The organism is Aequorivita sp. IT1282 (assembly GCF_058068205.1).
The window spans coordinates 201809-227355 of sequence record NZ_JBYRHR010000003.1 but is presented as its reverse complement, the minus strand read 5'-3'; the positions used below and the strand labels follow the sequence as shown (position 1 = coordinate 227355).

Below are 25547 nucleotides of genomic sequence, written 5' to 3'. Positions count from 1 at the left end.
GGGATTTTTTTTAATTAATATGAAGTTAGTCAGCAGTTATGCACAACAACTCTCTCCTTCGTCTTTTACGCCAAGCTTTTTTAATATCTTCTCCATCAAACACCATTTTGTAAATGATGATTGTAGTAAGTTGACACCCACAAAACCTGTGAACCACAACCAATTTATATTTACATAAACAGCCAAAATAAGACTGATTATAATAAAAATTCCGGCAATTGCTCTAATATATCTGTTAATCATAATTTTTAATTTTTTGAATTATATACTTCGTTCTATTGGCACCACAACCGCATGAATGGGATTGTTAGTTTCTATTTCTTTATTAAATTTCGTAACCAAGTCGAAAAACACATCTATCTTTTCGTCTTCAGTGAAAGAGAAGAACATAATGCTTTCTGCTCCACTTTTTTGTGATGGAAACCAACTGGTATCCATCATAAATGAAGAAGTTCCGTTTTTATAGCCCTCAATTTCAGAACCACTAAAACTTTCAATTTCGGACTTTTTAAAAAGCTGCAGCATGTCCTTCTGAAATTCGTCTACAACAGTTACAATTAATAGTTTCATTGGGATATTTTTTAATGGTTATTATTATTTTTTATTGGCTCCTAATTATTCCTTTTTCAGTCTCAGATTCTTCCTCACATCTCACGTCTAAAATCATAAGTCTACTTAAAATTCTTCTTTTCTATCATATAATAAACCAACGGCACCACAAGCAATGTAAGTACTGTGGAAACAATAGTTCCGCCCATTAGCGAAATTGCCAATCCTTGGAAAATTGGATCGAAAAGAATTACGAAAGCACCAATTACAACCGTTCCTGCTGTTAACAAAATTGGGGTTGTTCGCACTGCTCCCGCTTCAATAACAGCTTGTTTTAATGGTACACCTTCATCGGTTCTAATGTTTACAAAATCAATTAAAAGCACTGAGTTTCGCACCATAATTCCCGCTAAAGCAATCATTCCAATAAATGAAGTTGCAGTAAAAAACGCACCCATAATCCAGTGACCGAGTACAATACCAATCAATGAAAGTGGAATTGCAACCATCATTACGATTGGCGCTCTAAAGTTCTGGAACCAGCCGACAATTAAGATGTATATGATTATAATTACTCCTAAAAATGCAATTCCCAAATCGCGGAATACTTCCAGCGTAATCTGCCATTCTCCATCCCATTTCACTGTAAAATCGTCTTCAAATTCTGGCTGCTGTAAATACAGTTCGTTCATTTCATATCCTGCTGGCAACTTAATTTCATTAAGCTTTTCTGTCATACCCAAAATAGCATAAACAGGGCTTTCAAGTTCTCCAGCCATATCTGCCAAAACATAAACCACCCGTTTTTGATTTTTGCGATAGATGCTTTTGGCGCTCGTACTTTCTTTAATATTCACCAAATCGCCTACCGATACCATATTGCCTTGTTTAGAGGCAATTTTCAATTGTGAAATATCTTGAATTGTAGATTTCTCCTTTTCATCTAAAGCAAGTAATATGCCTACTTGTACGGCTGCATTTTCATCGTAAAGATGTGTTACTGGTTTATCTGAAAGTGCCATATTCATTGTGTAAACAATCTGCTGCGGGGCTACTCCGTAACGCATCGCTTTCTCTTTGTCTATTACAAATTCATATTCCTTTTGGTCAGCTTCTACCATCCAATCTACATCTACAACATCTTGAGTTTCATTGAGAATATTTTCAACTTGTTTTGCTACAGCAATCTGTTGATCATAATCTGGTCCGTAAACTTCAGCTACAATGGTTGAAAGAACTGGGGGGCCTGGTGGAACTTCAACCAGTTTTATATTAGCTCCAAACTTCTTTCCAATTTCTTGAATATGCGGACGCATTTGTTTTGCTATGTCGTGACTTTGTGCGTCTCGATTTTCCTTGCCAACAAAATTCACTTGAATATCGGCCATATTGCTCCCTCCTCGAAGATCGTAATGGCGTACTAAACCGTTAAAAGTTATCGGTGCTGAAGTACCCACATAATTTTGATAATTCACTACGAGTGGTTGTGTAGAAAGATATTGCCCAACTTCACGGGCAACTACGGCTGTACGCTCCAAGGTTGTTCCTTCGGGCATATCGATCACCACTTGCATTTCGTTTTTATTATCGAAAGGAAGCATTTTTACTGCAACCGAGTTTGTGAAAAACAACATTACAGAACCTAAAAGCAATACTATGGTAGTTCCTAAGAACAACCAACGTGTTCTTTTGTTTTCAATTAAAGGAGTTTCAAATTTTGAATAAATTCGATAGATTAAAGTACTTTCCAAAGGCTTTTCGGGCTTCGGTGCTTTTCCTTTTTTATCTTTTTCACGCAAAAATATATAACCCAAATAAGGGGTAATTGTCAACGCTACGAACAATGATAATATCATCGCAATAGAAGCACCAATTGGCATTGGCGACATATATGGCCCCATCAATCCAGAAACAAATGCCATTGGCAATACGGAGGCAATTACAGTAAGAGTAGCCAAAATTGTTGGGTTACCCACTTCGTTTATTGCGTAAATAGCAGCTTGCTTAAACGGCAAACGTTTCATCTTGAAATGCCGGTGCATGTTTTCGGCAATAATAATGGAGTCATCGACGACAATTCCTGTAACAAAAACCAAAGCGAAAAGTGTGATTCTGTTCAACGTATAATCGAGCAGGTAGTAACTTAATAGCGTTAATGCAAAGGTAATTGGCACTGAAAGAAATACTACCAAGCCACCTCTCCAGCCCATTGCGAGCATTACAACTAAGGTTACCGCAATGATAGCACCCATAAGGTGCATTAATAATTCGGCAACTTTGTGAGAAGCGGTTTCGCCGTAATTACGAGTAATTTCCACGTGAACATCATCAGGAATAAGATTGCTTCTTAAATGATCTACTTTGTCGATAATTACATCTGCGATTTTCATTGCATCGGCACCTTTTCTTTTTGCTACTGAAATGGTAACTGCAGGATATTCGGAAGGGTAATTAGACACATTTTCACTAGCGCCTCCAAAGCCGAAAGACACATAATTACGTGGAATTTCGGGACCGTCAAAAATACTGGCAATCTGCTTTAAGTAAATGGGTTGATTTTGCTGAATGCCTACTACCAAGTTTTCAACATCGGCTGCAGATTTTAAGAAATTTCCAGTGGTAACCAAAAACTCGGTATCATTTTTATCAAAACTTCCAGAATTGAGCTGTTTGTTATTTGCCTTTATCATTTCGGCAACACTCAAAAAGTCCAATCCACTTGCAGCTAATTTGTTTTTATCTAATACAATGCGAACTTGTCTATTTCGCCCTCCAACTTTTTGTGTGGTGGAAACTTGATTCACCTTTTCAATTTCTTGGGTGAGTTCGTCTGCAATTTGTTTTAGTTGAAAATCATTATAAGTTTCGCTCCAAAGTGTAACACCCAACATCGGCACATCGTCGATAGCTCGCGGTTTAACAAGCGGCATGGTAACACCCGGAGGCATTTTGTCCATGTTCTTGTTCATTTCATTATAAAGTTTTACGAAAGAACGCTCAATGTCCTCACCCACATAAAACTGAACAATTACCATTGCACCTTCATTGGAAGAAGTAGAATACACATATTCCACCCCTGGAATGTTTGAAACTATCTTTTCCAAAGGTTTTACAACTCGCGATTCAACTTCGGTTGGGGAAGCGCCGGGGTAACCCACAAATATGTCGGCCATAGCCACATCAATTTGCGGTTCTTCCTCGCGCGGTATTAAAAAAGAGCTCCACACACCTACGACCATAAACACGATCATCAACAGTACTGTAAGCTTTGAGCCTATAAATAACTTGGCAATTTTGCCTGCTAATCCGTCCTTCATGTTTATTGTTTAATGGTTATTTTCGCACCGTTGAAAAGTTTTTCATCGGCAGAAATAATATAATTTTCATCTGCATTTAAGCCAGAGAGCACTTCCACATTTTCGCCGAAAGTACGACCCAATCGCAACCAACGAAGTATTGCAGTATTACTTTCACTTACGGTGTAAATTCCGGTTAATTGTCCGCGTTTAACTAAAGCGTCTTGCGGCACCAAAACTGTAGTAGCATCAGTTGTTTTTTCTATCGGAAACTGCACCGTGGCATACATTCCCGAAAGAATGCTAGCATCAGTTTTATCTAAAACCACTTTTACCAAAAATTGGCCGCCAGTAGTATTCGCTGAAGTACTAACTTCGGTAACTGTTCCAGGCAATATTTTATCAGACGATTTTACAACTACTTGCACTTCTGTGCCCGATTTTATTTTCGAAATTTCACCTTCCGGAACTGATGCAACCACTTCAAAATTTCCAGGGCCTTCCACAGAAATTAATGGCACACCGGGATTAGCCATATCACCTGCATCAATATTTTTACTGGTTATAACGCCATTAAAAGGCGCACGAAGATTTACATACGCAAATTGCGATTGCACTTCGTTTTTCATTTGTCGTGCGCCTTCTAATCTGGCTTTAGCCATTTCGAAACGGGCACGCTGATCGTCAAGTTCTTTTTGACTTGCACTGTTTTCTGCAAATAGATTTTGAAAACGTTGGTAATCTTTTTCCGCATTATTGAAAGCAGCTTGGGCTTCAGTAATTCCAGCAGTTGTCTGCGCTTGTTTTGCAGAAAGATCAGCATTGTTGATGCTTATTAAGAGTTGACCTTTTGAAACTTTATCGCCCACATTAACGTGAACTTTATCTACAAAGCCCATCATTCGGGTGCTGAGAGTCGCGCTATTTGCGGCTTCTATTTTTCCGCTTGCGGTTAAATAAGGCGTGTTGTTTTCCGCAGCTACAGAACTTACGGTAACAGAAACTGGTGGCGTTTTATCTATGATTTTTTCTTCGGAAGAATTATTACAGGCGGTAAAACTTAGAACTGCCGATAAAAGAAGAAGGGTATATATTTTTTTCATTACTGATTAGTTTTTTGTTAAAAATTGTAAGTAAGCCAAAGCGTAATTATGTTGAAAAATAGTATTGAAATATTCCAACTGCTTTTGCGAATATTGAGTCTCGGCCATTAGCAAATCGGTGGTTTTTTCTAAACCTTCCGTAAATCTGTTGATGCGAATTCTAAGCGCTTCTTTGGATTGTTCGAGTGATAATTTTGTTAAGTTCAAATTATTTTTCGCATCTTGAAGCATACGTTTCGCCTTGTTCAATTCTAACTGACTTTCGGCTTTGTATTGCTCTAATTCAAGATTCGCTTTGTTGAATTCTGCTTTGCTTTTTTGTGTTTTCCCGAAGCGTTTTGAACCTTCAAAAAGACTCCATGATAATGATGCTCCCACCAAATATCCGCTCGCATCAGCCTGAAAAATTTGATCGTCGTAAAGTTCGTAGCTTCCGAAAGCGTTCAAACGCGGCAAAAACGTCATTTTATCTGCTTTGTAATTTTGTTTGTAAGCTTCCGCAGCAAACTCCATTGCTTGAATATCTGCTCTTGAATTTGAAAGGTTTTCAAATGAATTTAATTCTGATAAAACCATAAGTGAATCCGTTGGCTTCAAAACCCCAGAAACCTCTTCGTTCATAAGCAAGGCAAGATATTCCGAAGCATTTATAATATTACTTTTTGCGTATTGCAACTGATTTTCAACTTCGGTAACGCGCACTTTCACTGCCAAAACATCGCTTTGCTGCAGATAACCTTGTTTAAAACTATTATTCGCCAAACGCAGATTTTCATTAGCAGATTTGTAGGCAGTTTCAATAACCTCAACACTTTTATAAGCTAATTGCAATTGCATATATGCTTTTTCAGTTTCAAGGCCAAGATAGTCGCCCGTGCGCGCCAATTGCATCTGAGATGCGTTCCACTTTGCTCTCGCAGCTTTTCGCTGAAAAATTCCATCGACGTTTATAATTGGTTGCTGCACTTCAATTTTTGTAGTGAACATTTGAATCTGTGAAGGGTTATTCAGATTATTTGGGTCAAAATCTGCTTGGGTAACTATTTCTTCATTCAATTTAAAACCAAAAGCCATCAACGGATTGGTGGTCGTCATTCCGGTATGCGAAGCAGTAATGTTCGGCAGAAAGACGGCATTTGTTTGGTTAAAATCACCTTTTGCAGAAAGTACTTGCTGCTCGCCAATCTTTAATTTATTATTTTGTTGAATCACCTTTTCCAGCACTTCTGCTTTGGTAATAGGTACCGTTTGCTGCGCAAATACCATTGCGGGCAACAATCCAATAAGTGTAAGTATGTTTTTAATCTTCATTGCTACATTAAATTTGATGCAAAAATACATTAGATAATAAGGCTAGTCAGTAACTAATGTTACCAAAGCCACGCTTATAAGTTACTTAAAAAAAAGCACCTCTTTCGAGATGCTTTTTACTAACCAAATAAATCGGCAACCTTTAGGAGCATACCAACCAAGAAACGCTCCTAAATACTTTAAAACCCTTGGTCACATTTTTATATATCGCTATGTTTCCTTTAAAAATTAATCATTGGAACCACGTACTATTCTTGAAATTATCCCTTTATCATTTGTGAATTCTGCAATTAATATTCCTCCTATATGCAATACAATAAATGCTATTAGATAATAAATACCAAGTACATGAATTTCCTCCATTGGTTCTTTCAAAGTTTTTGGTCCCCAAACTATTATAAGTCCTGTAACCAAAGAAACTACAACACATACATAAAAAATGATGTACGTCCATTTCTGGAATTTTTGTTTTATAGTTAAGTCTTTTGTTAATGGATTTTGAAATTTCATACTTCCGAAAAAAGGAAGCAGAAAACGTAAACTGAATAAACCAGTTAAAACATATCCCAAATAAATATGCCAGTCCCACATGGGCTTTCTAATCTGTTTAGCTAAAACGATGAGTTCTTCGCGAGTTAACGATTGATCAGTCCCTGCTAGATAAGTTTGGATAATATCTGCCATATTATTTTTATTCATCCAAGTTAATCTCAGAAAAATAGTAATCAATAAAAGCAGGAAACTAACCGCAATTGCCCAGTGGATAATTCTATAGATTTTGGAATAGTTTACAATTTCCATGGTGTATCTATAAACTATTAATAACCTTAGTCAATTGCTTTTTAACATCTTTTGCAATTTCTCCTAAGGAATCATTTTCCACTGCTCCCATTGAAGCTGTTGGATCTACTGCCGAAACCTCAATCATCCCTGGTTCGCGTTCCTGAACAATTACGTTGCAGGGTAACATGGTTCCAATTTTGTTTTCAGCTTGTAGCGCTTGGTGCGCCATATGCGGGTTGCAGGCACCAAGAATAGTGTAATTGTAAAAATCTGCGTCCAACTTCTTTTTCAAGGTTGCTTTAATATCAATTTCGGTTAATACGCCAAAACCTTCTTCTTTTAAAGCCGCTGTTGTTTTTTCAATAGCATCTTGAAAAGTTGTGTTTTTTAATGTAGTGCTGATATAGTATTTCATAACTTCTTTATTTTTGGATGAATAACTTGAAACAAATTTAAGAATGTTAATTGAATACTACTGTAACATAGATTACATATAGCATAAATTATCGACTGCGTTTTTCACCTATTTAGTCTCTTTGTAACTTATGTTACATTCTAATGCTACAATTTTATTAAATTTGCCTTCAATGAACTCGAAGAACCTAATAGTCTTTTTTCTGACTGGCCTTTTTGTGATGAATCTTATGGCAGCCCAATCTGGTGCGCTGTTACAAGTTTTAACAGGAAAAGAGGTTACTGTTGTTCATCCTTTTTGTAAAAAATCAAAAAGTAATTCTAAAACAGGCGATGCACTAAAAATTGACAACACTTCTGTAAATTCTGCTCAAATTCAAGCAATTTGCTCAACTGTTTTCGACATTAAAACCGCTTCCTTTTCATTTATTTCTGTTGAAGACAACTATAAGGTTTACACTTTTTCAGAAATTCTGCATTCAAATCTTTTTGCAGAACGCTTAGAAATTCCTCCTCGGGTTTAACATTTCTCTTTAGTTAAATCGAAATTGGTCAATTCAATAGAATTCAAGGGTGAATTCGGTTGTTTTAGACTAGTAAATCACACACTATTTTTTAAATTTTTAAATTATGACACCAAATATAACGGTGAGCAAGCGTTCTGTACAGCTGCTCCGTATTATGGTGAGCGCAATTTTTTTGACTGCCGGATTTAGTCATCTGGTAAATGTTGAAAAAACCGTTCAACGAATTGAAATGGCACAATTTAAAGGGTTTGCGAACTTTTTCGGAAATCTTGAATTACTAGTAATCCTTTCCGGTATTATAATGCTAACAGCTGGTTTTAGCTTTTTAATAGGTTTTAAAACCCGTTGGTCTGCCATTGTATTACTTCTTATTCTTTTACCAATTACAATCACTATTCAAGTTGGGCAAATAGCAAGTCTAGGCCCATTATTTAAAAATATCGCCATCGCTGGAGGGCTGTTATTTTTTATTCTAAACGATATAAAAACCTTTAAAAACGAAACATTATGAAAGCAATCATTTCAACCTTAGTATTATCAATTTTATTAATTGTGGGAAATTCACAACAATCATTTTCACAAGAAAACACTACGCAAAACTACGTGGTGCTTACAAAAAAAGTAGCTCAATTAAAACCAATATTACTAGCTGCAAAAGCACTTGCAGAAGAGGACGGAACAAACTTCGGTAAGTTTGAAATTATAGTTTGTGGCAAGGAAATTGGCGACTTATCCGATATTGAAAAATTACAACCACACCTTGCCGAAGCTGAAAAAATAGGCGCAACTATTATCGCCTGCGGCTTCTCATTAAAGAAGTTTAAAGTGGAGCAAAATAAACTTCCAAAGGACGTGAAAGTTGTTGATAATGGAATTTTATACAATTACCAACTTCAGAAAAAGGGGTATATAAGTTTGGCACTTTAAAAATAAATGATGAAAAAAATATCCAAATATATACTACCAATTTTGAGCCTTATTGCAATCTTGGCGTGGAAAATCCCAACGATTGCAAGCAGTTATGAAAGCGGTAAGACAACAAACGACACTTTGAAAATTACAATTCTCCAGACAGCCGATATACATGGGCAAATGGACCCGCATCCCGAACTGTTTTGGGAAAATGGAAAAATTGTGTTTAAAGAACGGGGCGGGCTGGCGCATATAAAAACTTTGTTTGATAAAGAACGTGCCAAAAACCCCGGAAAAACTGTAATCGTTGATGGAGGCGATTTAATACAAGGCAGCGGCTATGTAGCTTTTTCAGAAGGTGAAGTCATGACAGATGTTATAAAAAACATGAATTACGACCTGTTGGTTCCCGGCAATTGGGAAGTAATTTATGGAAAAAAGCGAATGCTGGAAGTCTATAAAAAATTTGAAACGCCAATAATTGTTCAAAATATGTTGGACGATAAAACTGATGAAAATCTGTATCCATCATATATGGTTAAGGAAATTAATGGCGTTCGCCTTGGTTTTGTTGGCATTAATGATCCAGACGTGCCCATAAGGCAAAACCCTATTTTCAGCAAAGGAATAAATTTCACCCCAATAGACGAGGCAGTGAAAAACCTGATTGATAAAATCAAGATGCAGGAAAAGATAGATGTAATGTTCCTGATAACCCATTTAGGAATTTATAAGCAAGTAACCTTGGCCAACAGTCCCATTGCCGAAAATGTGGATTATATTTTAGGAAACGACACCCATGAAAGGGTGCGCCAACCTATACAAGGAAAATACGCTAAGGTTACCGAACCAGGAGCTTTTGGTTCTTTTGTGGGGAAGCTGAACCTTTATTTTGTAAATAATAAATTGGTAAAGGACGATTATGAATTAATGGATGTAGATCCACAGGTTTATGCCGCCGATCCAAAAATTCAGGCTATTATAGATAAGAACAAAGCTCCCTACAAAGAAAATTTGGAAACCATTGTTGGCTACACCAATACGCCCATGTATAGATATCTTACTGTGGAAAACCCGATGGACAATCTAATTACTGACGCGGCCCGTTGGAAAACAGGTGCCGATATTTCCATATCGAATGGGTTTCGATTCGGGAATCCCATAGTGCCCGAGAATGGAAAACCAGCGCCAATTACCCGCGCAAATCTCTGGAATTTAATGCCTGTAAACGAGCCTGTAAAAACAGGAAAAGCTACCGGAATACAAATATTGCTCTGGCTGGAAAAAGAAATGCACAATGCATTTGCACAAAATGCCACAGAACGTTTTGGTGGCTGGCTCGTTCGTTTCTCCGGGATGAAAGTTGAATTTAATAGTCAGAATAAAAAAAACCAACGTATAAAATCTATTGAAATAAATGGCAAGCCCTTAGACGAAAACCGCTATTATACAATTTCGGCCTGTGAGCGCCCGGGCGATCCGGAAGATCTGCTTTGCAGAATGCCAAATGTGATAGATGTAGAAACAAAGGAATACACAATTCACGAAGTGGTAGAAGAATATTTAAAACTGCATTCGCCTATAAGTCCAACAACAGATAAGCGTGCTTACTGCGATTATTTAGGTGAAAATTCCTTTTCCACCGTACCTGGGACAGAATATATTTTCGAATAGAAAAACTTAAAATATAGTATTATGAATAAAAAACTCAAAAAACATATAATTGAATACGGCGTCTTTTTCGTTATAATTCTCGGAGTGTATTTCTCTGGCTTGCATACCGAAATCATTAGTTTTGCGCAACGCGGACTTTTAGCAACTGGCGCAATGAATCCAGATGTGGAACAAATTCAAGAAAATTCCGAAGCAGAAGACATTGCTACAACAAAAGCAGATTTCAGTATGAAATTGATGAACTCTAAAGGCGAAAAGGTTTCTATGGAACAGTATCGCGGAAAAGTAATATTTATAAACTTTTGGGCTACTTGGTGTCCGCCTTGTGTTGCCGAAATGCCTGGAATAAACGATATGTACAACGATATTGATAAAGATAAAATTGAAGTGCTAATGGTTTCTTTCGACCAAAAATTTGATAAAGCAATTCAATATAAAACCAAAAACAATTTCGATTTTGAAGTTTATGCTCCAGCGGCTGCAATTCCAGCTATGTACGAATCGCAGAGCATTCCGACTACGTATGTAATAAATTCCAATGGCGAATTGGTTTTTACACACAAAGGTATGGCCGATTATAACCGACAAGATTTTAAAGATTTTTTGAAAAGTCTTTAAAATTTAATCACGTTGTAAATTGAAAAAACCATCTTCTATTTTGAAGATGGTTTTTTAGTTTTAGAATAACTGTGCAGTAATTAACGTATTTTACATATCATAAATACATTCTGCAGTTACAAAAATCATGGTAGACCATTTAGACCAGCCATTTAAAGCCCTTGTGTAATCTGAATCTAAATCTGATTTATTCAAGGTAATTGTTCTTTTAATGATGCCGCCATCATTAAATTCTGAATTCGATAAATTAAGTTGTTCACCTCCTCTGAAATTAATCTTAATTCCGTTGTAAGCCTTTACTCTTGTATCAATACCTCCATTTATAGGTTCAACTTGAGCTTCTACCGTTATAGTCGTATCGTTTTCAGATATTCTACAAATGCGCGTTCTTATTGCAGCTTCAGATGAGCCTGTTCCGTCAGAAACATTGCTGAGACATTCGGTTTTATAATAATCCCACTCTGTACAATCGCTTGTTTGTTGCGATGTCGCGGTATAGCTAGCTGTTATTAATAGTACTACTAAAAGTAATTTTTCCATAATTTATTATTTAAAGGTTAATTCAAAAATAAATTATATAGAAACTCGCGCCAATACCCACAATTAGGTATATATCACTTTTTAATTTGCTAACTGTACCGAAAACTGCAACTGCCTATTAATTTTCTGGTGTAATCATAATATGCGAACGATGTGTGCCAGCATCCATTAACCACGGCATTCCGGGAGCTTGGGGTTTTGTTGGCAGTCCTGTGCTTTCGCCAGTCATATACGGTTTGTAGATTACGTAACGTATTTTGCTGTTTTGGAGTTCGCCAGTTTCAGGGTTGTAGTCTGATTCTTCGCCAGCCAAAATGTAAACCATCGATGGTTCTGCAGGCATTGTTAAAGTACCAGTCTTTATTTCGTTTTTTCTAACCTCACGCTTTGCTTCATTAGATTTCCCTTCAGCAGCCAAAGCTCTACCTCGTGCCATAAAAGGTTCTAATTCGGCGCCGTAACAGGCTACGCTTATTCCTTCTTTGTTAGGGTCGTCTGCCAAACAAACCATGCTATTGGTACCTTCTCTTAAAGTAATAAGTTTTCCTTCGGGATTATAACCTAGAACGGTTGCATCATCGCGGTACATCTCGGGTGCTGCTAGCATTGCAGTTTTAATCTGTATGTTTTTTGGTAAAATTTTACTTTGTGAAAATGCTGAAAACGCAAATGCAAAAACGAAGACAAATAGTAATTTTTTCATAGTTAAGCTTTTTTAAAATTGGAAGTTTAAGATACGTAATTTTGGGAGATTGCAAGTGCGTTTTGGGAGTCGTGAAATTGTATTCAACAAATCATTAACAAACGGTGTTGTCCATTATTTTCTTTTGGGGCACGATGAAGGCAAGGAAGAACTTTGCTTTCAGGATGATCAATCGCTAACCTCCATAAATGACCGATGCCTAAACTAATTGGTTGCGCTTGCGGTAAAGCTTGATAGTGAAGATCAAAGAAATATTCACTTAAAAAAGCTTCAAAACCATCGTCTGCGCCGTCATATAATTTTTTGAGTTCTTCGCGTATTTCGGGAATATGCACTTTTTGCTTGCCTTGTGCGTTGGGCAATATATCGCTCGGTTCACCATAATAAGTGCATAAATAGGTGTCGGTTGGTACGGGAGAGCGATCTACATGAAACGAATAAACATCTGTTGGAAAGAACGGGAAGGCATCATCTCTGTCATAGTATTTAATCACATTTAGCGTTGGAGATGCCCCGTGATCTTTCAATATTTTCAAGTCATTTAGAAGTATTTCACGAGCCAACTGCCCTTGTTCACTCAACTGTAACGCACGCAGCTCTTCTTGATCAAGTGTTGCTATATTTTCGTTTAGTGCTACTTGTTTAACAATCTCAGAAAAGTCGCCCGTTAGTTTTCGCTTCCAACAAATTGCATTTATTTCTCCTTTAAAAGGCGTAGAAACCAAGTCGTAAAAATTTGTAACCTGATGAATTTGATTTGAAGTTTTAGAGAAATCTAGCATGCGGCAAAGATAGCGTAATTGGGTAATGGTTTTTAATAGCTAATCTAGCAATTTGCAACGATAACGCGCGGATTTCGCGGATGCCTTAAATGTTTTGAAACTAGCTTTTGGCGGGACACGGGCAAGACGCCCCGCACCCGCTTGGATTTACAGCCTATTAAGCCACTTTAAATTCATCGAAGTATTTTTGAATTAAACTATATAATACTTCCCTGTTTATTGGTTTGGAAATAAAATCGTTACATCCCTCTTCAATTATCTTTAATTTATCGTCTGAGAGCACAGAAGCTGTTTGGGCTATTATAATAACGTCTTTGTTAAATTGACGGATTTGTCGAGTTGCATCAAACCCGTTTAGCTTAGGCATTTGGATGTCCATAAAAATTAAATCGATGTCAGGATTATTTTTAGCTAAAGCTACAGCCTCAACGCCTGTTTTTGCAACAAGAATTTTCGAGCTGTAATCTTTTACTAGAGCAGATAAAAGCATTGATGATATTTTGTCGTCTTCGGCAATTAATATTTTAAGTCTATACGATTTAGGACTTTGATTATTTGCAGCCTTATTTGAATAGACTAAATTTTTAACTTGGAAATTTTCTAATTGATCAAACTTATAATACGGAATGGTAAAATAAAATATTGCGCCTTTCCCTTCTTCACTTTCTACCCAAATTTTGCCACCAAGCATTTTCACATATGCTTTAGAAATGGCCAAACCCAGCCCTGCTCCTTCATTGGCTAGCACTTCTGAATTATCAGCCTGCACAAAACGTTGAAATATTGCATGATGTTTACTTTTGGCGATCCCAACACCGGTATCCTTCACATAAAATTCCAATTCACTTGGCTCGCTTTCTGTTTTTACAACATAGCCCAGTTCAATAGTACCTTTTTCAGTATATTTTATAGCGTTCTTAACAAGATTTGTAAGTATGGAATAGATTTTTTCGCTGTCAGATTTTATAAAAGCGTCATTCCCTAATAAGGCAGTTTTAATTGAAAACAGCATACCTTTCTTTTTAACTTCGGGAGTAAAAAAGGTTTGAATAAACTCCACTTGCCTATTGATATTAGTTTCCTTTATACTAAGATCTATCAGTCCCGATTCAATTTTTGAAATGCTTATTATATCGTTGATGATATTGAGCATGCGTTTACCACTTGTAGTAATAATACCTATATATTTTTGCTGCAGTTCACCTTTAAGTTCGGGTTCTTTCAGCAAATCGGCAAAACCGAGAATACCGTTCATAGGTGTTCTTATTTCGTGACTCATATTGGCTAAAAAGGCTGTTTTTAACAAGTCGCTGTGCTCTGCCTTTTCCTTTGCCAGGATTAATTCTTCGGCACGTTTTTCTTTCTCATGATTTTGAAAGATAAGTTCTCTGTTTGCTATTATTAACTCTGCGGCGCGTTTGGCCTTTTCTTCGTTTTGATAAACAAGTTCTTTATTGGCGATAATTAATTCGGCGGCGCGTTCTGATTTTTCCCTATTTTGGAAGACAAGCTCAATATTTGCTACAACCAACTCTGCGGCGCGCTTAGCTTTTTCTTGGTTTTGAAAAACGAGTTCTTTGTTTGCTATAATCAATTCGGCGGCACGTTTGGCCTTTTCTTCATTTTGATAAATATGTTCTTTATTGGCGATAATCAATTCGGCGGCGCGTTTTGATTTTTCCTTATTTTGGAAGACAAGTTCAATATTTGCAACCACTAACTCGGCCGCGCGTTTGGCCTTTTCTTCATTTTGAAAAACGAGTTCTTTATTGGCGATAATCAATTCGGCTGCGCGTTTCGATTTTTCATTATTTTGAAAAACAAGTTCAATATTTGCTATAACCAGCTCTGCTGCGCGCTGGGCTTTTTCTTCATTTAAGAATTTAAGCTCCAAATTGGCTATTATTAATTGGGCGGCTCGTTTTGCCTTTTCTTCGTTTTGCAAAGAAACGCCTTGAATAGCAATTTTTAATTCTTGCTCGAGACGCGTACGCCTTTTAGGTTCAATGTCTTTTATAGAACTTAAGAACTCTTGCTGTAATTCCACTAACTCCTTCCTAATTTCCTTTCTCGACTTATCCTGCTCGCTCATAACTATATTATTTTTTGGGGAGCTATTTTTAATAGTATAATTTGATTATGAAATGCTCTATTCTTTTTAACCATTTTTATTCTGTGCTATTGAAAATTATAGATTTGTTTTATGAGCTGAATTTTCTAAATCAGCACTAATAGTTGTAATTATTGATATAAAACCACTCTTTTAGAAGTAATTTATACGGGATGTATTTAATTGATATTTAAGCTATTGTCGCGCTTAATCTGAAGGCAAATTGTGCAGTGACAATTGGTCTGCAACCCATTCCATTTATTAAATTTAACCGAAGGTCTCACGGTTTATATAGCTGACAAAGATGTAGAAGCAGTCTTTGCCTGTCCTGAAGTGAACAAGAGAATTCTAATAATTTTTTGAACCTTAATAATTATAATACTATCCATATTGAATTTTAAAACCTGACCCCAATAAATCAAAAATATGGGCCAATATACTCTAACAGATGTATTTCGGGTAACGCAAATACTTATATTTTTAACAAAATACGTTATTTTTCAGACACTTAGAAAGTAATTATAATTAATTAACAGGAAAATTGATATTTAAAGTGCTTTTCTGAATTCTTGGTGATATTCTGAAAATAACCCCACAGGTTTTGAAAACCTATGGGGTTATATAACATATTTGGACGTGACATAAGCTCAGGGTGAATAGTGTATTTATAAAGTTTCACAAACATTTAATATATACTTTGAAATAAGCCGTATTAAAATGATTAAATTTTCATTCAAAAAAATAAATGTTATGATAACTCCAAAAGAACAAGCACCAGAATTAGAAATTAATTTAGTAGGCGGAGACACTTGGAAACTTTCAAGTCAAAAACCAGAAAACTTCACGATGATGGTTTTTTACAGGGGATTACACTGCCCTGTTTGTAAAAGTTATACTGAAGAATTACAAAACCTAACGACAAAATTTGAAGCAATTGGCGTGAACATTATTGCTTTAAGTATGGATACGGAGAAGCGCGCTAAAATATCGAAAATCGAATGGGATGTTGACGATATTCCTATTGGTTATGGACTTTCTGAGGCAGAAGCCAAAGCTTGGGGTTTATATCTAAGCAAAGGCGTAAAAGATGGCGAACCCGAACTGTTTTCGGAACCTGGCCTGTTTTTAATTCGACCAAATAATGAGGTCTATTATGTAGCTCTTAATTCTGAACCTTTTGGGCGCCCTCATTTGCGTTCTTTTATTAAATCTATAGAATATATTATAGATAACAAATATCCTGCGAGAGGGGAAGTAAATTATAGAAAGTAAAAATAAACTTCAGGAGTCATTAGTGTTTATTTACTTGTCCTGAGTATAGACGAAGGGAGTTGTTATTGCGAGCAAAGTGAGGCAACTTCATGAGGCTACTTTGTCCCAGGTTTAAACTTATTCTTGTTTTGGAGCTGGGTTTATTGCTGGGGTGAATTATTGAATGGACACGGGTGAGACGCCTAAGCCATTGGGATTGCAAAACATTTAGCCTGTTTGCGCTAGTTATTGAATCTTTTCATCATCTCAAGTTCAGTAGTTGCCATATTTGCAATTAAAGAATATCCTTTTGGAATGGACACACTATTACTTAATAGTTCCTTAAGTTTGTCAAGTGCTTCTTGTGCCTTTATCAGGTCATTATTCAAAAGCCAATATTCCCCTAAATATAAATAACCGTAAAGTTTCTCTATGTCGTCCTTATCGGAGGCGAGTAATTCATCTAATAGTGGTTTAACTTTCTCATCATTTTCGAAATTGTCATCAAAAAGATACATTCCTATTAAGGAATATGAATTGCTTTCTCGATTTTCTTTTTCTGCTTCTTTTGAGTACAAATCTTTTCGATAAACCAATTTCCCTTGATCTATTTTATACCATCTATAGATAGATTGTTCTGAATCCACTTCTTCTTCAAAAACGCGACTCTTGTTATTAAAATTGGTAGCAAGAACCAAAATGTCTCCCAGATTTTCTGTATTACCAATGAATTTGAAGGCTAAGCGAGCAGCCGGGCCAGTTGGCTGTTCTATCATAACCAATACCCTTTGATCTTTTGTAACTGAATAATATGCATTGTGCAAAATTGAGAACATTTCATCATCACTTAGCTGCTTGTATAAATCCGTCATATAAAAGGCATCTGCAAATGTTTGATGCACAAAATAAAATTTATCTATCCCTAATTGATTTTCTGAAAAGAGTTTCCCTTTTTCATAGGTAATTTGGCTTTGCGCAAATGAATTGAAGGATATAATTAGCAAGCTTAACGTTACAAGTAAATTTTTCATAGATTTTAGTGACTAATTTTTATTTTAATGAGATTACGTGATTGTATTTTTTTTTGTGATTAGAGCAATTGTTAGCCGTTCGCCTTTTTTAAATCTTTATTAATTTTTATTACTAATGTTTAGTCGGAATAAAATCAATTTTGAATTTGTTTCCTCAACACTATCTATTCGCGCAAATTTCAATTCTTTAAGCAGATTGGTAGAACTTTGGTTGTCCTTATGTGTATATGCATCAATTGTTTTTAGACCAAGTGTTTGAACTGAATATTCAATTATTTTTTTTGCTGCCTCTGTCATAATACCTTTTCCTTGATGCTCCGTTAAAAGTTCATATCCAATTTCGCATTTTTTCAGCTCTTCTGAAACATCAAAAAGACAAATTGTACCTAGAAGTTTATCGTTTTCTTTTTGCGCAATTGCCCAATAAGTAAAGCTATTGGTTTTTATCTTCTCAATAAAATCCAATGCGTCTTTCAATGTTTTACATGGCTGTCTGTCAAGATATTTGTTTATTAAAGTGTCTGAACGAAGTAGAAATATTTCCTGAACATCGCTGTCTAATAATTGTCGGAGAATCAACCTTTCAGTTGTTAATATAGGGAAGGTTTTCAAATTTCTATGTTGCATTATGGCTTATACTATTTTTAACTGATTTTGCTCTTAGCCTTACTGCTAACGGTTACGTAAATTGAAAGTTGCGTGTTTGTGTGCGAGGATTTTCCAAAAAAATCAGAGGCAGCAAAACAGCAACGACCATTGGTTAAGTATTAACACAGCAATTAGTTTTATGCGGTGTTGGTGGTTCGTTTTTTATGAGTCATATTAAAAATACAATTTATATTTTAGGAAGTTTATAGCTAACAAACAAATTATAATTCTTTTACTTTATCATTCAAAAATACTTCCGATTTTTTGTGGATATCATAGGCTTTTTCATACAAGCCTTTCAAACTTTCATATTTACCATTTTTAACTCCATTTTCAATCTCAATTAAAATATTTTTTAAAGATTCAATTCCCATATAATCAGTCTGAGGTTTAATCGAGTGTGCATTTATTGCCAAACCTGTCCAATTTTCTTGAGCAACATTTTCATTCATTCGCTCAAAAATTTCTGGGGCAGTTGAAAGATACATAGTTATGTATCTTTTCATTTTGGACGTGTTCCCATTAGTGAATTTCTCTAAAAATGATAAATCAATCATATTTTATAATGCTTAGATATTGGCTTCAATTAATTTTTGAATTTCATCAAATGCTTCTTGCCCCTTTATTACATAATGTATAGCTCCTAAACCTATAGTTTGTGCTGCCTTCGTATAACTTTCTTGACTGGAAAGCATAATTACAGGGATGGACTTGTTTTTTCGTTTTATTTCTTTGAGGATATCAATCCCGTCAGCAGCATTTTTCTCTTTTGAATTTAAATGATAATCCAAAACAATGATTGCCGGTTCTTCATAAAGATTCTTCAGACAATCTTCACCTGTAGGAAATGAGGTAATGTTTAAATTTGGATGATGGGCTATTAAATAATCGGTTAACATTTCTGATAATAATGGTTCGTCATCTACAATAAATACTTTTGGGTTTTGATTGGACATAATATTAAGTTTTTATGAGTTTATGAATTAATTCTTGTGTGTCAAATGGCTTGCCTATAAAATCATCCATTCCGGCATCAAAACAATTTTTAACCTCTTCTTTCATTACATTGGCAGTCATTGCAATAATTGGAATGTTGGATTTTTCGCCAGCTATAGCTCTAATAACGATTGTTGCCTCATAACCATTCATTATTGGCATTTGAACATCCATTAATATAACGTCAAAATTGCCAATTTTAATTTGTTCTAAGGCTATAGATCCATTTTCTGCAACTATAACAGTTACATTTTCAATGGCATCTTCCAACTCTTCTTGGGCTACAATCGCGTTAAAAGTATTGTCCTCTACTAATAAAATAGATATCCCTCTCAATTGCTCTGCATAATTTTCTAATTCATCACCGACTCTGTTTGTACCAAAATTTTCTTTTGAATCACTAATAAAATATGGAATAGTAAAATGAAACTGACTTCCTTTTCCCTTTTCACTTTCCACCCAAATTTCACCTTTTTGAAGTGTGATTAACTTTTTGGAAATACTCAATCCTAAGCCGGTTCCACCAAATTTTCTACTGGTATCGGAATAGGCCTGTTCAAAAGAATTGAATATTTTATCAATACTTTCTTTTTCTATGCCAACACCTGTATCAGAAATTGTAAAGTGTACATTTATGGTTCCATTTTCTTCTTCAGATTCCATCAATTTAAGAGCGGTAGTAACTGAACCATTTTCGGTAAACTTAATGGCATTACTAACCAAATTGATTACTATTTGACGCAGCCTGTTAGGGTCTCCAATAACTTCTGGGATATTTTTTGGAATACTTGTTTTTAATTCTAAGCCTTTTTCCTCAGTCTTAAACTTCATGATGGTATTCACATTCATTATTACTTCTGCAATGGAAAAGGGAATACTTTCTAGATCAATCTTATCGGCTTCAATCTTTGAAATATCAAGAATATCGTTAATAATAATTAATAACGAAGCTGAAGATTCTTTAATACCATTTAAGTACTCTATTTGTTCTTTTTTCGGTTTTCTTCGTATTAGGATATCTGTCATCCCTTTAATGGCATTCATAGGTGTCCTAATTTCATGGCTCATATTAGCAAGAAATTGATGCTTTGCATTTTCAGAGGCTTTTGCTTTTTCTTTTTCAGCTTCAATCACTACGTTTTTTTCTTTCAATAGTTTTTCTGTTTTACGCATATATCGTAAACGAGAGAAAAGCGCAAGAACAGAGATTAATGCAAAAATTCCGAAGGCAATGAGTATATTTCTACTAGTCATTTCTTTGTTTAACTTTTCTTGAAATCCCAATTGGTTAATGAGGCGTTCTTCTTTAAAGTTGCTTTCTAGCTCTATTCGTGTTACTTCCTGGCCATTACGTAAAACAGCCATCGAGTCCTTAACTGTAATTAACTTTTGATAGGCTTCAAAGGCTTTAGGATAGTTACCTAATTGTTCCCATGCCTGATACAAAATTTCATATTTCTTTTTAGATTCACTTAAGCCCATATTAGGTAAGGCAAGCCCATTTTCTGCTGACTCAATGGCCAATTTGTATTTTTTCAAACCCAAGTAAGAAGATCCCAGTTCAGAATGAAAATAAGCATTGGTAAAATCTTGATTAAACAGATTATTGGTATCATAATACGCTTTAATCTTCAATAATTCTTCTAAAGCTTCTTTATAACGTTTTTGTAAATTATACACCCCAGCTTTATCTGTATAAGCCACGTGTAAACATAGCTCGCATTGCTCGTTATCATTGGAACTTGGTTTTAAAATAAAAATAGCAGAGTCTATATATTTCAATGCCAACTCTGGATCTTTTTTGCGTAAATTTAGCCGTGATAATGACATATAACCTTGACCTATACGAATTGAGTCCTTTATAGTTTTAGCTATATCTAATGCCTTTCTAAAATAGTTGTCAGCTTCACTGTAGTTTCCAATATCACTGTGTATTGAACCCAAGTCAGCTAATCCACTTGCAAGGCGCTCTTGGTCATTTTGATTTTTAGCAAGTTCAATTAATTTTTTTAAGTGAATTAAAGCTTCAGGATATTTTGAGTTATTAAATAATATATCTGAATAAATAAATTCCAATTGTAACAATTCCTTTTCATTGGTTATATTAATACTTAAGTTGTCTAGTAATTTTTGTAGAGCGGCTTTATTATATTTAAAATTTTCCTGTGGACAAGGAGGAAAGAAATCAATAAACCTAATTAATTGTAATTGACTTGAATAATCTTTAAACTCAATAGCCTTATCCATAGCATTTGTAATATTTGCACAAACTAAAGTGCTGTTTTTTATTTCAAATCCTTGGTAGACCAACTGAAATAATAGTAATCTAGGTGTAAAAGATTCATTTTGAGTGCTTTTGGCTAAATCAATAACCCTATCTACTTCTTTATACCATATAGCAATTGTATCCATTGAAGGAGGAGGGCCTTGTTGTTCTTGATCAAGGTTAACTAATTCATAAAAAGATTCCAATCTGTCTTTGGTAGTTGCTGTACTATCTTTCCACTTAATCAAAAGCTTCTCGTAATCTGTTTTTTGAGCAAAAACAGAGATGGGCATCAAAATAAGAAAAAGATAGAGTACTACTATTTTTGATTTTTTCATTTTTATTTTGGCTTTGCAAACAAACATAAATGCTAGTGGTTGTCTAATATAAAGCTTAACTAGTTAGTGGGTGTTTATTAGTTATCAGAAGGTAGTTCAATTATCAAACGGTCATATGTAAGCTGTATCATTTATTGTTTACCTTGCTTGTGCTTATAACTTTTGGACCAAGCCTTCCAAGAATGCCTCAAAAATGAAGATAAAATCGATATTAATTGATGACAATGAATTTATTACAAGAGTTTTATGCGATCAACTGAAGGAAAATCATCCGGAGATAGAAGTAATGGCGTTTGCCAAAAATGGAAAAGAAGGCTTAGAAAAAATAAAACTCCTAAAACCAGATTTAATCTTTCTTGATGTAGAAATGCCCGATATGACTGGCTTTGAAATGCTTAGTCGGCTCGATAGTATTAATTTTAAAACCATCTTTATTACCTCACATAGTCACTATGCAATTAAGGCTTTTCGGTTTAATGCTTTGGATTATTTGGTAAAACCGATTGATGGAAAAGAATTGGCAAGTGCTATCAGAAAACTACCAGTTTATAAAGATGTATCGAGTAATCAAATTAAAATTCAACTTGCTTTAGAAAATATAAAAGCTAAAAATGTATCCGATCAAATTTTGTATTTACAAACTCAAAATGGAATGAATCGCCTTCCTTTAAAACGAATTGTAAAAATTGAAGGAAACAGAAACTACAGCGATATCTACTTGTCTGATAGCACTAAATTACTTTCCTCTAAAACACTAGGTTTTTTTGAGGAAATCTTATCCGACAAGCATTTTTTTAGATGTCATCATTCCTATATTGTGAATGGAACTTTTATAAAGGGAGTAAAAAATCCATCTCAATTTTTATTAAAAAATGATACTGAGGTACCTATTTCTAGAAGGAAAAAGAGTGCGGCTAAAAGCTGGTTGCAAAGTTTAAATTCCTAAGGAATTAATAATAATATAATGGGTTCTATATTCTATGAGTAATCTAAAATGACCGCAACATGTGGAAAAACGCCACAATAGTATAGTAATACTGCAGAACCTGGGAGACTAGAAAAGCAGTTATCCAAATGATAAATAACTTACCTAATTTATTATCTGTGAATAATCTCTGAAATTTTATGGAACGAAGTGCGATTATACCAAGTAAAATATAAACTACAAACAGTAAAAATTCTGTAATCCAATAATTTAGAAGTGGCTCCTGATTTAACCAAATTTGTATATCGCGAATTACAATGCGGGCAAAATATGTAAATCCCAAAAGCGATGCCATTATAAATGCTCCAATACCAATAAAATAGAAGATTTGTTTTTTGCTAATTTCAATCATTGGTAGGTTTTAAATTTATAGAGAATTTGAGTGTGAAAGAACTAAACCTCTATTCTCGGCATTTATAATTGCTTTTAATTTAAATCAATTTTTTATTTCTTTAGGTGAAAAATGAAGACTGATAATTTTAGTATCTGGATTCATTTTTAGCGTACCAATTTGGTGATTTTCACAGAACTCATTAAAATTCATTTTACATTCTTATCAAATTGTAGTTAACGGTCCGGCTATGAGCAGTGCGCCAAAAATAGAATGATTTTCGGTTTTGCTGCAAGCCAAAATTTTTGTTCTTTAAAATTTCATTTCGCCAAAAAGTTTTGGCGACCTCGTAAATATACAATTGCTTTTGGATTAAACACAAACCCAGCATTGCTTATAGCCGATGTTGCCTGACGTTGCTGTTCGCTGTTTCCAATATTATTCCGCAATCTGGCTAAAATTTCGGCGTTGCTCCGCTCTGTTGCTCAAGGCATCGAACCGATTCCGCCCTGCTTGCGTATTGATTGGAAGGCTTTTTACACGATTCCGCTATGTTTTGAGAATCCGATTAATTGCTCGAAAAATTGTGTGGGGAGAAGGGGATTTGTCCTTTAATGATTTATCTTTTTAATGGCAGGCAACATGTGGAAAAACGCCACATTAGTATTTAATACCATTAAAACTTTGTTATTAAATTTTGAAGAATAAATATAGTTTTAATTTTTTTTAAAGCGCAATAAGCTGTCTTCTTTGAGCCGAAAACTTTGAACAATATATCTAATCTAAATTTCTACGAACAATCTCTTCGCCTATTTCCCCAAAATACTCAGAAATAACTTTATGCCATAAAACCATTCCGTTTTCTGAATTTGAAAATAATACCAACCCTTGTTTTGAGTTCTTCAAAACTATAGCTAAAGTTTTGGTGCCATAATCGCCGCCGGTATGCATAAATGCAGTTTCATTATTTGGTAAATTGGGCAGCATTTGCATTCCTAAACTCCAATCTATCCCCTCCTTTTCGTGTGCTTGAATTTTTAAAAATTCAGAATATAACTTTTCTGATAATCCAGCTCCGTTTAAAATATGAACCAAGAATTTAGAGTAGTCTTCAACTGTTGTCAGTAAGTTGCCAGCGGCATTGGCATTGGTATATTTTTTATAATCTAATAGCTTGCCATTCTCATCGTGTTCAACTGCATATAGATTTTCATCAATCTTGTCTGACCAATAAAAATAGGTGTTATTCATCCCAAGCGGATTAAATAATTTTTCTTGCGCGATTTCTTCAAAAGGACGAGCAAACTTTTTTTCGATCGCTTTTCGCAAGTATTCAAAGCCTTCTCCAGAATATTGCCACTTTGTTCCAGGTTCAAATTGAAAGGATAATTTGGTGTCATCTTCCAAATACCTCCAATTAGGAAAACCTGATTGATGCGATAAAATATGCCTTGTTGTTAATTTGTTTAAATATTTACTGCTCTTTATATCTTCATCTATAAAGTAATTTACTACAGGCTCATCCAAACTCCAACTGCCTTCATCAATCAGTTTTAATACTAAAAATGCAACAATAGGCTTGGTTAGAGAAGCAACCTTATAAATACTATTATTAGCAATGGGCTCTCCTATTTTTTTATTGCCAAAAGTTCGTATTTGTTGAAGTTCACCATTTCTAATTAAGCCTATTGCAATAGAAGGTATTTTATGTTTTTGAAGTAATTTTTCTATTTCTACGTCATTGTCAAAAAGTTTGAGTGCATAATCAGCGTTAAACTTGGGACCGTATTCTTTGTCTACGGCATGATGGTCATAACTTATAATTCTCTTGGCTTTCCATTCACCGTTAACTAAAATCCAAGTAGTAATAAATTTTGCTTTTCCGGTAATATAGATTTCCTTATTAGGTTCTTTAATGTAGAATTTATGATCTCCGGTTTGCACAGCGCCATACAACACCCCATTATTTTCTAAGGGAAATACCTCAAGGGTTTCATCTACTAATTTCCGGATGGGTTTGTAATTAGAATCACCACAGATATTCTGGGAGAAGACTTCATAAAATTGCGCTAAATCTTGTGCGCCTCCTTTGTCGTGAAGAAACTCCAAATCTTCATGAAGCACCTGTTTTAGTGCTTCGAAATTGCACTTATTAAAGCCTTCAATAAACGTAAGGCTATCGGCTTTTTTAAGCGCTATAAATAAGGCTGAAGTTTTTTCTACTTGTGCTAAACCAAGGTTAGATGTAATAACGAATAGTAATGCGAAAATTAATTTGTGCGATTTCATTTGTAGTTTCGATTAAAATATGGAAAGCACAAATCTCTTTAGGATTTTGAAAAAAACAACATAATATTACACGACAATAATGCGACAATG

25 protein-coding genes are annotated in these 25547 nt (G+C 34.9%); 7 read left to right on the top strand and 18 right to left on the bottom strand.

The genetic code is table 11. The annotated features are described in order from the left end of the window. Positions 1-36 precede the first annotated feature (36 nt). From AC3RVG_RS07950 to AC3RVG_RS07920, 7 genes are all read right to left on the bottom strand, one after another. A complete protein-coding gene (locus AC3RVG_RS07950) occupies positions 37-243 on the bottom strand; it encodes a YgaP family membrane protein (protein WP_489690915.1) in 207 nt (68 codons plus the stop codon). Positions 244-261: 18 nt separating this feature from the next. Beyond that, on the bottom strand, positions 262-570 hold the full coding sequence (locus AC3RVG_RS07945; protein WP_489690914.1) for a hypothetical protein: 309 nt from the start codon (positions 568-570) through the stop codon (positions 262-264). 101 nt (positions 571-671) lie between these two features. After that, positions 672-3866, bottom strand: coding sequence for an efflux RND transporter permease subunit (locus AC3RVG_RS07940; RefSeq protein WP_489690913.1), 3195 nt, complete (start codon positions 3864-3866; stop codon positions 672-674). Between the two features lie 2 nt (positions 3867-3868). Beyond that, on the bottom strand, positions 3869-4948 hold the full coding sequence (locus AC3RVG_RS07935) for an efflux RND transporter periplasmic adaptor subunit (protein WP_489690912.1): 1080 nt from the start codon (positions 4946-4948) through the stop codon (positions 3869-3871). A 6-nt stretch (positions 4949-4954) separates the two neighbouring features. Next, positions 4955-6259, bottom strand: coding sequence for a TolC family protein (locus AC3RVG_RS07930; RefSeq protein WP_489690911.1), 1305 nt, complete (start codon positions 6257-6259; stop codon positions 4955-4957). 228 nt (positions 6260-6487) lie between these two features. Beyond that, a complete protein-coding gene (locus AC3RVG_RS07925) occupies positions 6488-7060 on the bottom strand; it encodes a cytochrome b/b6 domain-containing protein (protein ID WP_489690910.1) in 573 nt (190 codons plus the stop codon). Between the two features lie 7 nt (positions 7061-7067). Beyond that, complete coding sequence (locus AC3RVG_RS07920; RefSeq protein ID WP_489690909.1) at positions 7068-7457, bottom strand: DUF302 domain-containing protein; 390 nt, start codon at positions 7455-7457, stop codon at positions 7068-7070. A gap of 172 nt (positions 7458-7629) precedes the next feature. Here AC3RVG_RS07920 and AC3RVG_RS07915 point away from each other — a divergent pair, with 172 nt between their 5' ends. The 5 genes from AC3RVG_RS07915 to AC3RVG_RS07895 all read left to right on the top strand — a co-directional run bounded on the left by AC3RVG_RS07915 (position 7630) and on the right by AC3RVG_RS07895 (position 11187). Then, a complete protein-coding gene (locus tag AC3RVG_RS07915; RefSeq protein ID WP_489690908.1) occupies positions 7630-7980 on the top strand; it encodes a hypothetical protein in 351 nt (116 codons plus the stop codon). A gap of 106 nt (positions 7981-8086) precedes the next feature. Next, a complete protein-coding gene (locus tag AC3RVG_RS07910; RefSeq protein WP_489690907.1) occupies positions 8087-8494 on the top strand; it encodes a DoxX family protein in 408 nt (135 codons plus the stop codon). Further along, entirely contained in the window at positions 8491-8910 is a 420-nt protein-coding gene (locus AC3RVG_RS07905; RefSeq protein ID WP_489690906.1) for a sulfur reduction protein DsrE, read from the top strand. The genes AC3RVG_RS07910 and AC3RVG_RS07905 overlap by 4 nt, the downstream gene beginning before the upstream one ends. A gap of 9 nt (positions 8911-8919) precedes the next feature. After that, on the top strand, positions 8920-10569 hold the full coding sequence (locus AC3RVG_RS07900) for a bifunctional metallophosphatase/5'-nucleotidase (RefSeq protein WP_489691208.1): 1650 nt from the start codon (positions 8920-8922) through the stop codon (positions 10567-10569). 21 nt (positions 10570-10590) lie between these two features. Next, complete coding sequence (locus tag AC3RVG_RS07895) at positions 10591-11187, top strand: TlpA family protein disulfide reductase (RefSeq protein ID WP_489690905.1); 597 nt, start codon at positions 10591-10593, stop codon at positions 11185-11187. Positions 11188-11277: 90 nt separating this feature from the next. Here the strand turns inward: AC3RVG_RS07895 and AC3RVG_RS07890 are convergent, their stop codons facing one another. The 4 genes from AC3RVG_RS07890 to AC3RVG_RS07875 all read right to left on the bottom strand — a co-directional run bounded on the left by AC3RVG_RS07890 (position 11278) and on the right by AC3RVG_RS07875 (position 15304). After that, positions 11278-11727, bottom strand: a complete 450-nt coding sequence (locus AC3RVG_RS07890; protein ID WP_489690904.1) for a hypothetical protein — start codon at positions 11725-11727, stop codon at positions 11278-11280. Between the two features lie 118 nt (positions 11728-11845). After that, positions 11846-12430, bottom strand: a complete 585-nt coding sequence (locus AC3RVG_RS07885) for a hypothetical protein (RefSeq protein ID WP_489690903.1) — start codon at positions 12428-12430, stop codon at positions 11846-11848. Positions 12431-12513: 83 nt separating this feature from the next. Further along, a complete protein-coding gene (locus tag AC3RVG_RS07880) occupies positions 12514-13212 on the bottom strand; it encodes a hypothetical protein (protein ID WP_489690902.1) in 699 nt (232 codons plus the stop codon). 157 nt (positions 13213-13369) lie between these two features. After that, on the bottom strand, positions 13370-15304 hold the full coding sequence (locus AC3RVG_RS07875) for an ATP-binding protein (RefSeq protein WP_489690901.1): 1935 nt from the start codon (positions 15302-15304) through the stop codon (positions 13370-13372). A 768-nt stretch (positions 15305-16072) separates the two neighbouring features. Between AC3RVG_RS07875 and AC3RVG_RS07870 the strand changes: the two genes are divergently transcribed. Next, a complete protein-coding gene (locus AC3RVG_RS07870) occupies positions 16073-16594 on the top strand; it encodes a redoxin domain-containing protein (protein ID WP_489690900.1) in 522 nt (173 codons plus the stop codon). Positions 16595-16815: 221 nt separating this feature from the next. On the opposite strand, the gene AC3RVG_RS07865 is transcribed toward AC3RVG_RS07870, so the two are convergent. From AC3RVG_RS07865 to AC3RVG_RS07845, 5 genes are all read right to left on the bottom strand, one after another. After that, complete coding sequence (locus AC3RVG_RS07865; protein ID WP_489690899.1) at positions 16816-17604, bottom strand: hypothetical protein; 789 nt, start codon at positions 17602-17604, stop codon at positions 16816-16818. A 99-nt stretch (positions 17605-17703) separates the two neighbouring features. Further along, positions 17704-18231, bottom strand: coding sequence for a GNAT family N-acetyltransferase (locus tag AC3RVG_RS07860; RefSeq protein ID WP_489690898.1), 528 nt, complete (start codon positions 18229-18231; stop codon positions 17704-17706). A gap of 242 nt (positions 18232-18473) precedes the next feature. Further along, complete coding sequence (locus AC3RVG_RS07855; RefSeq protein WP_489690897.1) at positions 18474-18758, bottom strand: Hpt domain-containing protein; 285 nt, start codon at positions 18756-18758, stop codon at positions 18474-18476. A gap of 63 nt (positions 18759-18821) precedes the next feature. Then, entirely contained in the window at positions 18822-19208 is a 387-nt protein-coding gene (locus AC3RVG_RS07850; protein WP_489690896.1) for a response regulator, read from the bottom strand. Positions 19209-19212: 4 nt separating this feature from the next. Beyond that, positions 19213-21852, bottom strand: coding sequence for an ATP-binding protein (locus AC3RVG_RS07845; RefSeq protein WP_489690895.1), 2640 nt, complete (start codon positions 21850-21852; stop codon positions 19213-19215). A gap of 193 nt (positions 21853-22045) precedes the next feature. Here AC3RVG_RS07845 and AC3RVG_RS07840 point away from each other — a divergent pair, with 193 nt between their 5' ends. Next, positions 22046-22798: a LytR/AlgR family response regulator transcription factor gene (locus AC3RVG_RS07840; RefSeq protein WP_489690894.1), complete on the top strand. Its 753-nt coding sequence runs from the start codon at positions 22046-22048 to the stop codon at positions 22796-22798. Between the two features lie 43 nt (positions 22799-22841). On the opposite strand, the gene AC3RVG_RS07835 is transcribed toward AC3RVG_RS07840, so the two are convergent. Then, on the bottom strand, positions 22842-23189 hold the full coding sequence (locus tag AC3RVG_RS07835; RefSeq protein WP_489690893.1) for a hypothetical protein: 348 nt from the start codon (positions 23187-23189) through the stop codon (positions 22842-22844). Between the two features lie 756 nt (positions 23190-23945). Continuing rightward, positions 23946-25457: a serine hydrolase domain-containing protein gene (locus AC3RVG_RS07830; protein WP_489690892.1), complete on the bottom strand. Its 1512-nt coding sequence runs from the start codon at positions 25455-25457 to the stop codon at positions 23946-23948. Positions 25458-25547 lie beyond the last annotated feature (90 nt).

What these genes read in the sequence shown, in the direction of transcription:
- AC3RVG_RS07950 (WP_489690915.1), bottom strand. Translation starts at nt 243, where the DNA reads ATGATTAACAGATATATTAGAGCAATTGCCGGAATTTTTATTATAATC.
- AC3RVG_RS07945 (WP_489690914.1), bottom strand. Translation starts at nt 570, where the DNA reads ATGAAACTATTAATTGTAACTGTTGTAGACGAATTTCAGAAGGACATG.
- AC3RVG_RS07940 (WP_489690913.1), bottom strand. Translation starts at nt 3,866, where the DNA reads ATGAAGGACGGATTAGCAGGCAAAATTGCCAAGTTATTTATAGGCTCA.
- AC3RVG_RS07935 (WP_489690912.1), bottom strand. Translation starts at nt 4,948, where the DNA reads ATGAAAAAAATATATACCCTTCTTCTTTTATCGGCAGTTCTAAGTTTT.
- AC3RVG_RS07930 (WP_489690911.1), bottom strand. Translation starts at nt 6,259, where the DNA reads ATGAAGATTAAAAACATACTTACACTTATTGGATTGTTGCCCGCAATG.
- AC3RVG_RS07925 (WP_489690910.1), bottom strand. Translation starts at nt 7,060, where the DNA reads ATGGAAATTGTAAACTATTCCAAAATCTATAGAATTATCCACTGGGCA.
- AC3RVG_RS07920 (WP_489690909.1), bottom strand. Translation starts at nt 7,457, where the DNA reads ATGAAATACTATATCAGCACTACATTAAAAAACACAACTTTTCAAGAT.
- AC3RVG_RS07915 (WP_489690908.1), top strand. Translation starts at nt 7,630, where the DNA reads ATGAACTCGAAGAACCTAATAGTCTTTTTTCTGACTGGCCTTTTTGTG.
- AC3RVG_RS07910 (WP_489690907.1), top strand. Translation starts at nt 8,087, where the DNA reads ATGACACCAAATATAACGGTGAGCAAGCGTTCTGTACAGCTGCTCCGT.
- AC3RVG_RS07905 (WP_489690906.1), top strand. Translation starts at nt 8,491, where the DNA reads ATGAAAGCAATCATTTCAACCTTAGTATTATCAATTTTATTAATTGTG.
- AC3RVG_RS07900 (WP_489691208.1), top strand. Translation starts at nt 8,920, where the DNA reads ATGAAAAAAATATCCAAATATATACTACCAATTTTGAGCCTTATTGCA.
- AC3RVG_RS07895 (WP_489690905.1), top strand. Translation starts at nt 10,591, where the DNA reads ATGAATAAAAAACTCAAAAAACATATAATTGAATACGGCGTCTTTTTC.
- AC3RVG_RS07890 (WP_489690904.1), bottom strand. Translation starts at nt 11,727, where the DNA reads ATGGAAAAATTACTTTTAGTAGTACTATTAATAACAGCTAGCTATACC.
- AC3RVG_RS07885 (WP_489690903.1), bottom strand. Translation starts at nt 12,430, where the DNA reads ATGAAAAAATTACTATTTGTCTTCGTTTTTGCATTTGCGTTTTCAGCA.
- AC3RVG_RS07880 (WP_489690902.1), bottom strand. Translation starts at nt 13,212, where the DNA reads ATGCTAGATTTCTCTAAAACTTCAAATCAAATTCATCAGGTTACAAAT.
- AC3RVG_RS07875 (WP_489690901.1), bottom strand. Translation starts at nt 15,304, where the DNA reads ATGAGCGAGCAGGATAAGTCGAGAAAGGAAATTAGGAAGGAGTTAGTG.
- AC3RVG_RS07870 (WP_489690900.1), top strand. Translation starts at nt 16,073, where the DNA reads ATGATAACTCCAAAAGAACAAGCACCAGAATTAGAAATTAATTTAGTA.
- AC3RVG_RS07865 (WP_489690899.1), bottom strand. Translation starts at nt 17,604, where the DNA reads ATGAAAAATTTACTTGTAACGTTAAGCTTGCTAATTATATCCTTCAAT.
- AC3RVG_RS07860 (WP_489690898.1), bottom strand. Translation starts at nt 18,231, where the DNA reads ATGCAACATAGAAATTTGAAAACCTTCCCTATATTAACAACTGAAAGG.
- AC3RVG_RS07855 (WP_489690897.1), bottom strand. Translation starts at nt 18,758, where the DNA reads ATGAAAAGATACATAACTATGTATCTTTCAACTGCCCCAGAAATTTTT.
- AC3RVG_RS07850 (WP_489690896.1), bottom strand. Translation starts at nt 19,208, where the DNA reads ATGTCCAATCAAAACCCAAAAGTATTTATTGTAGATGACGAACCATTA.
- AC3RVG_RS07845 (WP_489690895.1), bottom strand. Translation starts at nt 21,852, where the DNA reads ATGAAAAAATCAAAAATAGTAGTACTCTATCTTTTTCTTATTTTGATG.
- AC3RVG_RS07840 (WP_489690894.1), top strand. Translation starts at nt 22,046, where the DNA reads ATGAAGATAAAATCGATATTAATTGATGACAATGAATTTATTACAAGA.
- AC3RVG_RS07835 (WP_489690893.1), bottom strand. Translation starts at nt 23,189, where the DNA reads ATGATTGAAATTAGCAAAAAACAAATCTTCTATTTTATTGGTATTGGA.
- AC3RVG_RS07830 (WP_489690892.1), bottom strand. Translation starts at nt 25,457, where the DNA reads ATGAAATCGCACAAATTAATTTTCGCATTACTATTCGTTATTACATCT.